At 57.7% G+C, this 14,675-nt stretch carries 14 protein-coding genes; 8 read left to right on the top strand and 6 right to left on the bottom strand.

Translation table 11 applies throughout. The features are described 5' to 3' along the window. Window positions 1-90: 90 nt before the first annotated feature. From fdhF to ychF, 5 genes are all read right to left on the bottom strand, one after another. On the bottom strand, window positions 91-2,874 hold the full coding sequence (gene fdhF / locus AC2FLA_RS11670) for a formate dehydrogenase subunit alpha (protein ID WP_496722353.1): 2,784 nt from the start codon (window positions 2,872-2,874) through the stop codon (window positions 91-93). Between the two features lie 13 nt (window positions 2,875-2,887). Continuing rightward, a complete protein-coding gene (locus AC2FLA_RS11665) occupies window positions 2,888-4,591 on the bottom strand; it encodes an NAD(P)H-dependent oxidoreductase subunit E (protein ID WP_496722351.1) in 1,704 nt (567 codons plus the stop codon). Between the two features lie 85 nt (window positions 4,592-4,676). Further along, window positions 4,677-5,558, bottom strand: a complete 882-nt coding sequence (locus AC2FLA_RS11660; protein WP_496722349.1) for a LysR family transcriptional regulator — start codon at window positions 5,556-5,558, stop codon at window positions 4,677-4,679. A gap of 69 nt (window positions 5,559-5,627) precedes the next feature. Further along, on the bottom strand, window positions 5,628-6,137 hold the full coding sequence (locus tag AC2FLA_RS11655) for a GNAT family N-acetyltransferase (protein WP_496722347.1): 510 nt from the start codon (window positions 6,135-6,137) through the stop codon (window positions 5,628-5,630). Window positions 6,138-6,144: 7 nt separating this feature from the next. Beyond that, a complete protein-coding gene (gene ychF / locus AC2FLA_RS11650) occupies window positions 6,145-7,242 on the bottom strand; it encodes a redox-regulated ATPase YchF (protein ID WP_496722345.1) in 1,098 nt (365 codons plus the stop codon). Window positions 7,243-7,440: 198 nt separating this feature from the next. On the opposite strand from ychF, the gene AC2FLA_RS11645 reads away from it, so the two are divergent. The 8 genes from AC2FLA_RS11645 (at window position 7,441) to hmuQ (ending at window position 14,017) form a co-directional block, all read left to right on the top strand. Then, a complete protein-coding gene (locus tag AC2FLA_RS11645) occupies window positions 7,441-7,926 on the top strand; it encodes an acyloxyacyl hydrolase (protein WP_496722343.1) in 486 nt (161 codons plus the stop codon). A 79-nt stretch (window positions 7,927-8,005) separates the two neighbouring features. Then, a complete protein-coding gene (gene trpA, locus AC2FLA_RS11640; RefSeq protein ID WP_496722341.1) occupies window positions 8,006-8,797 on the top strand; it encodes a tryptophan synthase subunit alpha in 792 nt (263 codons plus the stop codon). A gap of 153 nt (window positions 8,798-8,950) precedes the next feature. Further along, window positions 8,951-10,117 carry an alpha-hydroxy acid oxidase gene (locus AC2FLA_RS11635; RefSeq protein ID WP_496722339.1) on the top strand — a complete coding sequence of 389 codons (1,167 nt, stop codon included), beginning with the start codon at window positions 8,951-8,953 and terminating at the stop codon, window positions 10,115-10,117. A 267-nt stretch (window positions 10,118-10,384) separates the two neighbouring features. Further along, on the top strand, window positions 10,385-11,041 hold the full coding sequence (locus tag AC2FLA_RS11630; RefSeq protein WP_058279479.1) for a 50S ribosomal protein L25/general stress protein Ctc: 657 nt from the start codon (window positions 10,385-10,387) through the stop codon (window positions 11,039-11,041). Window positions 11,042-11,297: 256 nt separating this feature from the next. Further along, window positions 11,298-11,978 (top strand): aminoacyl-tRNA hydrolase, encoded by a 681-nt coding sequence (gene pth, locus AC2FLA_RS11625; RefSeq protein ID WP_496722337.1) that lies wholly within the window; start codon window positions 11,298-11,300, stop codon window positions 11,976-11,978. A gap of 82 nt (window positions 11,979-12,060) precedes the next feature. Beyond that, the gene (locus tag AC2FLA_RS11620) at window positions 12,061-13,224 is read left to right on the top strand and encodes a serine hydrolase domain-containing protein (RefSeq protein ID WP_496722335.1); all 1,164 of its coding nucleotides are present in this window, start codon (window positions 12,061-12,063) and stop codon (window positions 13,222-13,224) included. 9 nt (window positions 13,225-13,233) lie between these two features. Continuing rightward, window positions 13,234-13,611 carry a DUF2237 family protein gene (locus tag AC2FLA_RS11615; RefSeq protein WP_109312566.1) on the top strand — a complete coding sequence of 126 codons (378 nt, stop codon included), beginning with the start codon at window positions 13,234-13,236 and terminating at the stop codon, window positions 13,609-13,611. A gap of 85 nt (window positions 13,612-13,696) precedes the next feature. Next, a complete protein-coding gene (gene hmuQ, locus AC2FLA_RS11610; RefSeq protein WP_496722333.1) occupies window positions 13,697-14,017 on the top strand; it encodes a heme-degrading protein HmuQ in 321 nt (106 codons plus the stop codon). Window positions 14,018-14,048: 31 nt separating this feature from the next. Here the strand turns inward: hmuQ and AC2FLA_RS11605 are convergent, their stop codons facing one another. Next, window positions 14,049-14,672 carry a class I SAM-dependent methyltransferase gene (locus tag AC2FLA_RS11605; protein WP_496722331.1) on the bottom strand — a complete coding sequence of 208 codons (624 nt, stop codon included), beginning with the start codon at window positions 14,670-14,672 and terminating at the stop codon, window positions 14,049-14,051. Between the last annotated feature and the right edge of the window lie 3 nt (window positions 14,673-14,675).

Raw genomic sequence — 14,675 nt, 5'->3', positions numbered from 1 at the left:
CGGTGACAGGGTTGGCCGCAGGTAAGCTGCTGTCAAGGAAAGAAAAAGGCGACCCAATTGGCCGCCTTTTTAATGGTGCAAGTGGCGGATTTACTCCGCCGCGATGGCTTCTTCGATCTTTTCGACGCGAATGGCCGAGAACTTGAACTCGGGGATCTTGCCGTACGGGTCGATGGCCGAGTTGGTCAGAATGTTCGCCGCCGCCTCGACATAGGCGAACGGAATGAACACCATATCTTCGGCGATCGCCCTGTCCGCCCGCGCCATGATTTCGATCGAGCCGCGCCGCGTGGTCAGGCGGATCATCTCGCCGGGTTCGATCCCCATCAGCTTGAGCGTGCGGGGGTTGAGCGAGCAGTTTGCCTCGGGCTCCACCGCATCCAAAACCTTGGCACGGCGTGTCATCGACCCGGTGTGCCAGTGTTCCAGCTGACGGCCGGTTGTGGCGATCATCGGGTATTCTTCATCTGGGGCTTCATCCGGCGGGATGACACTGGCCGGGGTGAACTTGGCCCGTCCGTCTGTCCGCGGGAAGCCGTCACCGAACACAATCGCCTGACCTGGGTCAGTTTCACTGAGCGACGGATAGGTGATCGTCTCGGTCTCGAGCCGCTCCCAGGTGATGTTGTCAAGCGACGCCATGGTCAGTTTCATCTCGGCAAAGACCTGCGATACATCCGTGTAATCCCAGTTCAGTCCGATGCGCTGCGCCAGCTCAACGGTGATTTTCCAGTCCTCACGCGCCTCACCCGGAGGAGCCACAGCCGGACGCACACGCTGTACCTGACGGTTGGTGTTCGACACGGTGCCGTTCTTTTCATACAGCGCCGAGGCGGGCAGGATGATGTCGGCATAGTTGGCCGTTTCGGTCAGGAAGATATCCTGTACGATCATCAGCTCCAACTTGGCCAAAGCTTCCCGTGCGTGACCAACATCAGGGTCGGACATAGCCGGGTTTTCGCCCTGAATATACATGCCCTTGATGTTGCCCGCATACGCCTGATCGATGATCTCGGTGACGGTCAGGCCCTTCTCGTTAGAGAAGTCGTCCGAGTTCCAGACATTGTTGAACTTGGCCCGAATGCCGTCATCCATAACCGACTGATAATCCGGCAGGAACATCGGGATCAGACCCGCATCCGAGGCACCCTGCACGTTGTTCTGCCCACGCAGCGGATGCAGACCCGCGCCGGGTTTACCAACATTGCCGGTCATCAATGCCAGAGAAATAAGGCAACGCGAGTTATCGGTGCCGTGAATGTGCTGGCTGACGCCCATACCCCAGAAGATCAGACCAGCCTTGGCCTGCGCGAAGGTACGCGCCACACGGCGCAACTGATCCGGCTCAATGCCACAAATGGGCGCCATTGCCTCGGGCGTGAAGGCGCGCAGATGCTCTTTTTCGGCTTCCCAGTTCTCGGTCCAGCGGTGGATGTACTGGCTGTCGTACAGCTCCTCTTCGACGATCACATTCATGATCGCATTGAGCATCGAGACATCGGCACCGGGGCGGAACTGTAGCATTTCGTCTGCGAACTTGCGCATGCCAACGCCGCGCGGGTCCATCACGATCAGCTTGCCACCGCGCTTGGTGAACTGCTTGAAGTAGGTTGCCGCCACGGGGTGGTTCTCAATCGGGTTCGCGCCGATGATGATAACCACATCCGAGTTCTCGACCTCGTTAAAGGTCGCGGTCACCGCGCCCGAGCCCACGTTCTCGATCAGCGCCGCCACGGATGAGGCATGGCACAGACGGGTGCAGTGGTCGACATTGTTGTGCTTGAAGCCCTGACGAATGAACTTCTGGAACAGATAAGCTTCTTCGTTGGTGCATTTGGCCGAACCAAAGCCAGCGACGTTGCGCGGATCTTCATCACGCAGCGCCTTCAGCTTGGTGGCCGCCAGATCCATTGCCTCTTCCCAAGTCGCCTCGCGGAAATGAGTGCCCAGATTGCCCGGATCGACATTCAGCCCCTTCTCAGGCGCATCCTCACGCCGGATCAGTGGCTTGGTCAGGCGGTGCGGGTGGTGGATGTAGTCGAACCCGAACCGACCTTTGACGCACAGGCGGCCTTCGTTTGCGGGGCCGTTGATGCCCTCGACATATTTGACCTTGCCGTCCTTGACCTTCAGCGAAACCTTACAGCCTACGCCGCAGAACGGGCAGACACTTTCAGTTTCGCTATCGTAATCCTTGCTGTCTCCCTGCTGCTGATCGTCCAATACAGTGGCTGGCATCAGCGCGCCGGTCGGGCAGGCCTGAACACATTCACCACAGGCGACACAGGTCGAATCCCCCATCGGGTCGTTCTGGTCAAACACCACCTGCGCAGTGTGTCCACGACCGGCCATACCGATCACGTCATTCACCTGCACGTCGCGGCATGCACGAACGCAGAGGTTGCAGTTGATGCAGGCGTCCAGATTGACGCGCATTGCAACGTGGCTGTCATCCAGCAGAGGGATCTTCTCGGCCTCTTTCGCCGGGAAGCGACTGTCGCTGACATCGTTCAGCTTGGCCATATCCCAGAAGTGGCTGGATTTATCGTGCGCCTCTTCGGGTTGGTCGGCCACCAGAAGTTCCATGACCATAGCGCGCGATTTCTCGGCCCGATCACTATCGGTTTTTACCACCATTCCGTCCGCAGCCGGACGGATGCACGAGGCGACCAGAGTGCGCTCGCCTTCCACCTCGACCATACAGGCGCGGCAATTGCCGTCGGGTTTATAGCCCGGTTGCGGCTTGTGGCAGAGGTGCGGAATGGTAAATCCCTGCCCCTTGGCGGCTTCCCAGATGGTCCAGCCCTCGGGCACGGTGACGTCATCGCCGTTCAGGTTGAAGGTGACGGTCTTGGTTGGGCTTGCATCAAGCATGGCTCTGTCTCCCTCAGATTTCGTCAGCGAAGTGTTTCATGACCAGACGGATCGGGTTCGGGGCCGCCTGCCCCAGACCGCAGATCGAGGCATCGCCCATGACCTGGCACAGATCTTCCAGAAGATCCTGATCCCACTTGTCAGCCTGCATCAGCTTCACAGCCTTTTCGCAGCCCGCCCGGCAAGGCGTGCACTGGCCACAGCTTTCATCTTCGAAGAACCGCAGCATGTTCAGCGCAGCATCGCGTGCGGTGTCCTGATCGGAGAGAACCACCACGGCGGCGGATCCGATAAAGGTGCCCAGCGGCTGCAGCGTGTCAAAGTCCAGCGGGACGTCATCAATGGATGCAGGCAGCAGACCCGAAGACGGCCCGCCCGGTTGATATGCCTTGAACACGTGGCCTTCAGTCATACCACCGGCGGCCTCGATCACATCGAGAATGGTAGAACCCGCCGGCAACAGGTAAACACCCGCCTTGGCTACGCGACCCGAGATTGAGTAGCTGCGCAGACCCTTGCGGCCATTCTTTTCTACGGAACTCAGAATCTGCGGACCTTCGCGGCAGATTTTGGAAACCCAATACAGCGTCTCCACATTGTGCACCAAGGTCGGTCGGTTAAAGACCCCAACCTGCGCCACGAACGGAGGACGGTGACGCGGCAGGCCCTTTTTCCCCTCGATCGACTCGATCATCGCGGATTCTTCACCGCAGATATAAGCACCAGCACCCCGGCGCAGGTCGATGTAACCCTTTTCGACGATCCCGGCCTCTTCCAACGCAGCGATCTCGCGGGCGAGGATTTCCAGCACCGCCGGGTATTCATCACGCATGTAGATGAAGCACGTCTCTGCCTCGACCGCCCAAGCGGCGATCAGCATACCCTCAAGGAAAACATGCGGCGCACGCTCTAGATAATAACGGTCTTTGAAGGTGCCGGGTTCGCCCTCGTCACCGTTCACTGCCAGATAGCGGGTGCCTTCGTTCATGCGAACAAAACCCCATTTCTTGCCGGACGGGAAGCCAGCACCACCCAAACCGCGCAGGCCTGAGGACAAAACGTCTTCTTGTACTTTCACCCAGTCGCCGCTCTCGCGCAGCTCTTTCAGCTTGGCATAGCCACCGTTTGCCTCATAAGCAGCAAAGGTTTCGTATTCGGGCAGATGAGCGTGAGTATCACCGGCGGCAATTGCGGCCTGCACCTTTTCAGGGGTCGCATGGTCGATGTGGTTGTGACCAATCTCAAGCACCGGGGCCGTATCGCATCGCCCCATGCAGGGCGCGCGCACCACACGCACTTCGGATGCGTCCAAGCCATCTTCCAGGGCCTTTTGCAACTGCTGGGCACCGGCCATTTCGCAGGAGAGAGAGTCACAGACACGGATCGTCAAAGCAGGCGGAGGCACCTCGCCTTCTTTCACCACGTCGAAATGGGCATAAAACGTCGCGGTCTCGTAGATCTCGGCCTGACCGATCCGCATCTCAACCGCCAGCGCGGCGATATGGTCGGCGCTGATATGGCCGTGTTCGTCCTGAATCAAATGCAGGAATTCGATCAGCAGATCGCGACGTCGCGGGCGGTCGCCCAGCAGGCGCGCGATCTCGGCCTGCGCCTCATCCGTGAACTGACGGCCCTTGGGCGTGTGCCGCCCTTTGCCTTTACCTGACTTCCAGACGCCCTTGGGTGCGCCTGATGGCTTGGTATCTAATGGTGCCATGATGCCCTCCGATTAAGGCTCCGTGTCTCATCAGAATAGCATATCGTCAAATCGCTTATCGCTATCGCACGATAACGACACCTTATCACCGTAAAGACGTCACCACAGCGCGCAAAGCCTCAACCGTTGGCAATTCCGGGTCTCGGCTTAGGGTGGCCAGACAAATCGGTTTACTTACAACAGGATCGACCAGAGGCAGCACTTTCGTACCCTTAAGATCGCCCAGCGCCCGAACCAAAACGCGGGGGACAACGGTGGCTGCCAGCCCTTCACGCGCCATGACCATTGAGGCGGTAAAGCCACTGGTTTCAGCGACCACTTGGGGGTGGAGGCCCTGCTCAGCAAAGATACGGTCCAGAATGCGACGGTTCTGCATCTGCGGCTCAAGCAGGCTGAGTGGAAACTCGGCGACCTGTGTCCACGGGATCGGTCCGGTTTCATCGGTCATATGTGACGGGATCAACAGCACGTAAGTCTCTTCGTACAACGGCTGCACCTGCCGCAGATCGGTGCCAATGCTGTCGCCATAGGTGATCCCCGCATCCAGACTACCCTCGTCCAACCGGTGCTGAATGGACGAGGCTGACATGGTTTCGATCCGTGTGACAACGCGCGGATGCGCCTGATGCAGCCGCTTGATCAGCCGTCCGGTGAAGGCAATCGCGGTTGGGATTACGCCCAGTTTGAGTGTCCCGGTAATCTCACCCTTCGAGGCCAGAACCTGCTGTTCCAGCGCCTTTGTCTCATCCAGAATGCGCCGCGCGCGCTGGACGATCATCTCGCCTTCTTCAGTCAGGCCCTGAAACCTGTTGGCGCGGCGTACGATTGAGACACCCAGCCGGTCCTCGAGATTCCGAATGCGCATGGAAAACGCTGGCTGAGAAATTCCGCATTCCTCTGCCGCTTTGGCAAAATGGCGATGCCGGGCCAAGGCGCTAAGCAATTGCAGGTCGCGGATTTCGATCATTTTTCGGTATCCCAAGGTGAGGCCAGAAACCCAGATTAGCGCCTTTTACGTTGGGGGAAAGCGATGTGTTCAGGTCAAAGACAAGGCATAGACATTGTTGAGATAGCCCTGATCCGCAATCTGGAACTGGGTTTCGCCAATCTGTACAAAACCATTGGCCAGATAGAAGGCGATGGCCGGATCGTTTTCTGCATTGGTGGTCAACCAGACGGAACCGGCCCGTTGCTCTCGGCAATGCGTCAGTGCTGCCGTAAGCAGGCGCGTGCCGATCCCTTTGCCGTGATGACGCGGCTGAACATAGAATGTCGAAATTTCCATACCCGACCACCCCGCGACGGGGGCATCACAGACCGGAGAGACGCGAATGAACCCGTCGATCCCCTGTGAATTATTCGACACCAGAATGAACTCTTCCGGATCGCTGATCAGGGCAGCGATAAGCGCTGGCGTGAACTCGGTCAGCGCGTAATCCGCGAAAAAACCGCTAACCCCGCGTTTGAGATAGGTGCCAATCCAGACTTCAATCGAGATCGCAGCGATGCTCGACGCATCTGAATGGTCCGCTTCACGCAGGGTCAATCGGCGCTCAGGTATTGAACAAAAAGTGCATCACATCGCCGTCTTTGACGATATAGCCCTTACCCTCGGCCCGCATCTTGCCCGCCTCTTTCGCGCCCTGTTCGCCATTGGCAGCGATATAGTCGTCATAGGCGATCGTCTCAGCGCGAATGAAACCTTTTTCAAAATCGCCATGGATCACACCAGCGGCCTGTGGCGCCGCGGTGCCAGTGCGTATGGTCCAGGCGCGGGCCTCTTTCGGGCCGACTGTGAAATAGGTTTCCAGCTTGAGCAGATCGTAACCCGCGCGGATCAGACGGTCGAGGCCGGGCTCTTCCAGACCCATTTCCTCCAGGAACATCTGCGCCTCGTCTTCTTCCAGCAGGCTGATCTCTTCTTCGATCTTGGCGCTGATGATGACGTGGGAATTGCCCTGAGCGGCGGCCATTTCAGCCACGCGCGCGGAATATTCGTTACCCTCGGCGGCTTCTTCCTCGGACACGTTGCAGACATAGAGAACCGGTTTCGTGGTCAGCAGCTGCAGCATCGTCCATGCCTTGGCGTCTTCGTCAGAGACTTCGACCAGACGCGCGGGTTTGCCGTTTTCCAGCATAGCCTGCGCTTCGGCCAGCAAACGTTCCTGCTGCTGCGCCTCTTTGTCATTGCCTTTCAGCTTGCGCACCAGATTGGCGCGGCGCTTTTCGATGCTTTCCAGATCGGCCAGCATCAACTCGGTCTCGATGGTATCGGCATCGGCCACAGGATCGACGCGGCCGTCCACGTGGGTCACATCGCCATCTTCGAAACAGCGCAGCACGTGGGCAATAGCGTCGGTTTCACGGATATTCGCCAGAAACTGGTTGCCCAGCCCCTCACCTTTCGAGGCTCCCTTTACCAGACCGGCAATATCCACAAAAGTCATGCGCGTCGGAATGATTTGTTTAGAGCTTGCGATGGTGGCCAGCTTGTCCAGCCGGTCGTCGGGAACGGCCACATCGCCCACATTGGGTTCGATCGTGCAGAACGGGAAATTCGCCGCCTGCGCAGCTGCGGTTTTGGTCAGCGCATTGAAGAGGGTTGACTTACCCACATTCGGCAGACCCACGATTCCCATTTTAAAGCCCATGACGGCCTCCTGCATAGCATTCGAGCGCAGCTTCTATGCAGGTCGGGCACAATGCGCAAGCCAACGGGCGCATTAGGTACGCAAGGGCGTTTTGACAACACAATTGATTGTCACGGCTTTGTGCGCTTGCGCACATTGAAACGAGAGCACTAGAATCACCAATTAGCAATTTAGAAAAATTGAATAGTGAATGCTGACATGAGATCTTTCGTTCTTGCCCTTGGGGTCCTTTTCGCCGCGACCTCCGCACACGCGCAATCAGTTGTCTTCGGTGCCGGATATGCAGATTTTTCCGAAAGTGACGCAAAAGACCAGGGCGCCTTTTCGGTCGAATACCATCACCGCCCTTTCTACGAGGCGACGCGCCTGTCCGCGACATGGGGCGGTGCGCTGACGGTGGACGAAGCCGGTGACGTCCATGTGGGTGCTGGCCTGATCGGTACATATACCTTCGCTGAACGCTGGTTCGTAGAGGGCAGCGTCATGCCCGGCTATTTCTCTGAATCAGAGGAACTGAACGACCTGGGCGGCAGTTTCCAGATCCGCAGCCTGTTGGGCGTCGGTTATACGCTGAACAGCGGCAACAAAGTCTCGGTGGCGATTACGCATAAATCCAATGCAAGCACGCAACAAGAAAACCCGGGCGTCAATTCTGTGCTGCTGCGATACCACCTTGCGTTCTAGGGGCTGCGCTGCGAACCGGGATTGATTTCTTTTCAAAGTTTCTGCACATCAGGTCTGAACCTGATTGCAAGGACAGCTTATGACCCGTATCGACGCCAAGTTCGCCGCTCTGAAAGAACAGGGAAAGAAGGCGTTCGTCGCCTATATCATGGCCGGTGACCCGGATTTCGAAACCTCGCTTGAAATCGTAAAGGGCCTGCCCGGCGCAGGTGTCGATGTCATCGAACTGGGTCTGCCCTTTACCGATCCGATGGCAGACGGCCCGACGATCCAAGCCGCCGGTCAACGCGCACTGGACAACGGCATGACATTGCAGCGGACTTTGGATCTGGCCCGAGCGTTTCGCGAGACCGATGACACCACTCCGATTGTGCTGATGGGCTACTACAATCCGATCTACAGCCGCGGTGTCGACAAATTTCTTGCCGATGCCAAAGAGGTCGGAATTGACGGTCTGATCGTTGTCGACCTGCCGCCGGAAGAAGACGAAGAACTATGCCTGCCTGCACAAGCTGCAGGTCTGAACTTTATCCGTCTGGCAACGCCAACCACCGATGACAAGCGCTTGCCCCGCGTTCTGCAGAACACATCGGGCTTTGTGTATTACGTATCGATCACCGGCATTACCGGTGCAGCCGAAGCCCAAGCCACAAATGTTGGCCCCGAGGTCGCCCGCATCAAGTCCGCAACCGATTTACCAGTGATCGTCGGGTTCGGGATCAATACACCTGAAAAATCACAGGCAATCGCAACTGTTGCTGATGGTGCTGTGGTTGGCTCTGCTATCGTCAGCCAGATCGCTGCGGGCAAGCCCACCGGCGAAGTTTTGGATTTCGTGAAATCTCTGGCTGACGGCGCGCACTCGGTCTGAGTGAGGCCTGATCAGTTTTCGACGCGGTCGGCCCTGTCCGACCGCGTTTTTTGCTGCCCGGGGAAACGCGGCGTTTCCTCGCAACGTCCCAGCGTTGCGAGGGCCTCAAATGGTTGGTAACAAACATCACCAATACTGCGAAGGCCGAACCTCATGCCCGTCATTACCAATATCGACGATCTAAAACGCATCTACGAACGCCGCGTGCCGCGCATGTTTTTCGACTATGCTGAAAGCGGCAGCTGGACCGAACAGACCTTCCGCGAGAACAGCTCGGATTTCGAAGATATCAGGCTGCGCCAGCGGGTCGCCGTGGACATGGACGGGCGCTCGACCGCATCGCAGATGATCGGACAGGATGTTGCGATGCCGGTGGCTCTGGCCCCCGTTGGCCTGACAGGCATGCAGCACGCGGACGGTGAGATGAAGGCCGCAAAGGCTGCCGAGGAATTCGGCGTACCCTTCACCCTGTCGACCATGTCGATCAATTCGATCGAGGATGTCGAAGGGCATACAAGCAAACCCTTTTGGTTTCAGCTTTATGCCATGAAGGATCAGGATTACGTCAGTCGCCTGATCCAGCGCGCCAAGGATGCCAAATGTTCGGCATTGGTGATCACGCTGGATCTGCAAATTCTGGGGCAGCGCCACAAAGATTTGAAAAATGGCTTGTCCGCGCCGCCGAAACTGACCGCCAAGACAATCGCAAACCTCATGACCAAATGGGCTTGGGGGATCGAGATGCTGGGCGCACATCGGCGCGAATTTGGCAATATCGTTGGCCATGCCGAGGGCGTCTCTGACGCCTCATCGCTGGGCGCGTGGACGGCCGAGCAATTCGACCCCAGCCTCGATTGGAAAAAGGTCGAAAAGCTGATGGAGCAGTGGGGCGGCAAGGTGATCCTGAAGGGCATTCTGGATGCCGAGGACGCCAGGATGGCAGCTAAACTGGGCGCAGATGCCATCGTTGTTTCAAACCACGGCGGGCGACAGTTGGATGGAGCGCTCAGTTCGATCCGCGTTTTGCCTGAAATCATGGACGCCGTTGGTGATGACGTCGAAGTCCATCTGGACAGCGGCATCCGGTCCGGGCAGGACGTTCTCAAAGCGCTGGCACTTGGGGCCAAGGGTACTTACATCGGTCGCGCTTTTGTCTATGGGCTGGGTGCGATGGGCCAACAAGGTGTCACGGCTGCGCTGGATATTATCCACAAAGAGCTGGACACCACGATGGCCCTGTGCGGCGAGCGGGATGTGAGCAGTCTGGGTCGTCACAACCTGCTGATCCCCGAGGGTTTCGGCGGCCGATGGCAAGCCTGAACTCGCAAAACCTTTCAGCAAGCCATGTTAAACGGGGCTCCACGCCCACCGCAGCAAACTGCGAATCCCCCGGGATTTTTTTTGCCAGTCGAAGCAGGGGATCCGCTCTTCATCTGGCCCCAAATATCCCGGAGCGCGAGGCAGAGCCTCGCAAAGTATGAAGACCGCTAAAAACCGCTTTCCAAACCTGACAATTCAAGCTAAGGACGCGGCTTCACGCGGGCATACAGCCTTGGAGGATGCCCGCCCTAACATTGGAGAATTATCATGGCTGGAGAGATTCCTGATCTCGTAGCTCTGGAACGGACGGGGACAGGCAAGGGCGCCGCTCGTCAGGCACGCCGCGACGGCATGGTTCCGGGCATCGTATTTGGTGGCGACAAAGAACCGCTGCCGATTCAGATCCCGTTCAACGAACTGTTCAAGCGCCTGAAAGCTGGCCGGTTCAAGTCGACCCTGTGGAACCTGAAGGTTGAAGGCCAGGAAGACGTCCGCGTCATCTGCCGCGACGTTCAGCGTGACGTCGTCAAAGACCTGCCGACCCACCTGGACCTGATGCGCCTGCGTCGCACCACCAAGATCGCGCTGTTCATCCCGGTTGAGTTCATCAACGAGGAAGAAGCACCCGGCATCAAAAAGGGCGGCGTTTTGACGGTTGTCCGTCCGGAAGTCGAACTGCTGTGCACTGCAGGTGATATTCCTGAGAAGATCACTGTTGACGTGACCGGCATGAACATTAACGACGTTGCCACCATTTCGTCGGTCGACCTGCCCGAAGGCACCAAGCCGACCATCGATCGTGACTTCGTGATCGCGAACATCTCGGCACCCACCGGTCTGGTAACGGATGATGACGAAGAGGGTGAAGAGGGCGAAGTGGCCGTAGACGAAGTTGAAGTCGTCGGTCAGGAAGCCGAAGAATAAGTTCAGGTTTCAGTACCTTGAATTTGAAACGGGGTTCCTTTGGAGCCCCGTTTTTTTGTCGAATGCGGATCTTCGCACTAGCTTGCCGCCAGCACCAGCATTCGCTCTGGCGGATTGAAATCACGGCCCCTACTGGCCAGGCGCGCCTCACCTTCAGCTGCTGGTGACAGGCATTGGCAGACGAAGTCTCACTGGAATTCCGATCCAATTCGGGGCATGAGGAAGCAAGTCGTACAATGACGCGCGGAGCAGAACCATGAAACTATTTGTCGGACTGGGCAATCCGGGGCAGAAATATGCCCGGAACCGGCACAATATCGGCTTTATGGCACTGGACAGGATTGCCGGCGATCACGGTTTCGGCCCGTGGAAATCAAAGTTTCAGGCAGAAATCGCCGAAGGGCGGTTGGGCTCGGAAAAGGTGCTGCTGATCAAGCCACAAACCTTCATGAACCGCTCGGGTCAATCCGTGGGTGAGGCTATGCGCTTTTACAAGCTGGACTCAACCGATGTGACTGTTTTTCACGACGAGCTGGATCTTGCGCCCGGTAAGGTGCGTGCGAAAGCAGGTGGAGGTCACGCCGGGCATAACGGTCTGCGGTCGATCCATGACCATATCAGCCCGGCCTATGATCGAGTTCGTCTGGGCATTGGGCATCCGGGCCGTAAGGAATTGGTCTCGCCTTATGTCCTGAGTGACTTTGCCAAGGCAGATTCGGATTGGCTGGAAGACGTCTTGCGGGGGGTTTCCGACGGTGCTGGTCATTTGGCAGATGGCGATGGTGGCAAATTCATGAACGCGGTCGCATTGCGCACCGCACCGCCACGGTCATCAAAAACCGCTGCGGCCTCCTCGAAATCGGTCGCTGCAGCTACGCCTGAACCCGAGGCGGACACCAGGTCCGCCATGCAAAAACTGATGGACAAGTTCAAGTAAGGCCAACGATGTTGCCGCTACGTCTCAATTGCGAACTGCGCCAGTCCGCGCTCCAATGCACACCAAAAGCGGGAGGTAACATATGCGAACCCTGATGAAATGGGTGCTGCGCATCGTTTTGATGTTGGTGCTGGCAGCGGTGGTCGTTGGCGTTTGGAAGCGTGAAGAGATTCAGCGCCTGATGGCCGTGAACTCTCTGTTTTCCGAAGAAAAGATCATTCACAACTTCTCTCACATGGATGACGCCTTCCTGACTGTCGACCTGCCAAGGGGGGAAGGTGCGACATTCGAACTGCCCTACGGCCCCGGTTTTGACCTGCCCGAGGGCACGGACAAATGGGTCGAAGACCGGGCTGTAACCTCTTTGCTGGTGATGCAGGACGGGCAGATCAGGTTCGAAGAATACTATTTGGGGACCGCCCCCGAGGATCGCCGGATATCCTGGTCGGTCGCCAAAAGCTATCTGTCCGCCCTGTTCGGCATCCTGATGGCCGAAGGCGCCATCGACTCGCTGGACGATCCGGTGGTCAAATACGCCCCGAAACTGCAGGGCACCGCTTATGACGGCGCAACGATCCGCAATGTTCTGAACATGGCCAGCGGTGTGACCTTCGACGAGGACTATCTGGACTACAACTCCGACATCAACCGAATGGGTCGCGTCGTCGCCCTGGGTGGAGAGCTGGATGACTTTGCCGCCTCGCTGAACGAAACCTTCGTCGAGCCCGGCGAGACATGGCAATATGTCTCGATCGACACACACGTTATCGGCATGGTTGTTCGCGGTGCGACGGATCGGTCTGTGGCTGACTTGCTGACCGAAAAGATCATTGAACCTCTGGGCCTTGAACGCGACGGCTACTATGTCACCGACGGTGCTGGCGTGGCTTTCGTCTTGGGCGGGTTGAACTTCACTACTCGCGACTTTGCCCGGTTTGGACAGATGATCCTGCAAAACGGCGAGCATAATGGCCAGCAGATCGTGCCCGCCGAATGGATTGCGGAATCCGTTTTTCCGAGCGCCCCGACCGAAGCCGGAGAGATCGGGTATGGCTACCAGTGGTGGATCCCCGTCGGCGCGCATGAAGGTGAGTTTCTGGCCCGTGGCGTTTATGGTCAGTACATCTATTTTGACCAACCGCGCGGTGTAGTTATCGTCTCAACCGGGGCTGATCGCAGTTTCCGTGACGATGGCGTCAACGAAGCAAACATAGAAATGTTCCGCACCATCGCCCAAAGCCTGTAAGGTGTGCCCATGCAAAAACTGGACAGCATAAACGTTCTGGGGGGCGTCCTTGCCCCCTGCTCCCGCGATCCACAGACCGGGTTTTTTCGGGACGGAGCCTGTAACACCTGCGCCGAAGATCAGGGCAGTCACACGGTCTGCGCGGTCATGACGGCCGAGTTTCTGGCCTATTCCAAATATGTCGGCAATGACCTGAGCACACCGCGCCCCGAGTTCGATTTTCCCGGTCTCAAGCCCGGTGACAACTGGTGCCTGTGTGCCGGGCGGTTCCTGCAGGCCCATGACGAGGGCTGCGCGCCCAAGGTTGATCTGGAGGCCACGCATCAGCGGGCGCTGGACATCGTCCCTATTGGAATTTTACGCGAAAATGCCGTCGAACCTGATTGACCTCAGGGGCAAAAAGACATCAAAGAAACCCGCCAACCGACACTTTGTTTAGCAAGCGCGAAACCGTCAAAGAACGAGGTAGGCTATGAGCTTTATCGCCATGAACCGCTTCAAAGTCCGTTTGGGCAGCGAAGCCGATTTCGAATCCGTTTGGAAAGACCGCGAAAGCCGGTTGAAAGAACTGCAAGGATTTCAGGAGTTCCGCCTTCTGAAAGGCCCCGAAGGCGACGGGTATCGGCTGTATTCCAGCCACGTGATTTGGGACAATCGCAGCGATTTCGAGGCCTGGACCAAATCCGAACAATTCCGCGATGCGCACAAAAACGCTGGCAACGGCAAGACGCAGTCGGCTCTGATGGGACCACCTCAGTTCGAGGGGTTCGAAACGGTTTTGCATCAGAACTGATCAATCCATGTCGCCAACACCGGATTGATGTTTACACGGCGCGCGACAGATAGCCGCGCGATGTGCGCGAGGGCGGACCAGTTGGAAAACTGTGCTCCGCCTCCAACACCCACCCCGCCTCCTTAAGCATCTTGGCCACCTGTTGCGGTCTGTACGACCGGTGACGCCATTGAAGCCAAATAATCGCGTTGCACCAGTGTGGTTTACTGACGACCAACCACAGCTTTGCCGCTGGCGCGGCCTGCCTGCGCATGTGGCGCAGGGCATCGGTAGGGTTATCGCAATGTTCAAGGACATGGGCTGCCAGAACGCAATCAAAAGGCTGGGCTGGTGGAAAATCCTCCAACCGGGATCGCGCGGTATGGGTTGTAACGCCCCTTAGGGCCAGCGCACCCTCGGCCTGTTTCAGCATTTTCCCGGACGGCTCGAGCAGTGTGACCTTACCTTCGGGCTGAATGACCGCCCGTGCCTCGGCAAAAGCACCTGTCCCGCACCCCACATCCAGCCCGTTCCGGCCTAGATCATCCGCTGAACCGATCGATAGAAACCCCAGATAGGCATCAAAATAGCCCAGCAGACGCATCTTATCCGCCCAGCCGGGGGCTGCGGCATCGTACTTTTGATCGAGTCTTTCGGAACTGGACGCGTTCTGCATGCC

The organism is Ruegeria sp. CDSA033 (assembly GCF_059612305.1).
Note: the sequence above shows the minus strand (reverse complement) of the source record. Positions and strands in the feature narration are given on the sequence as shown.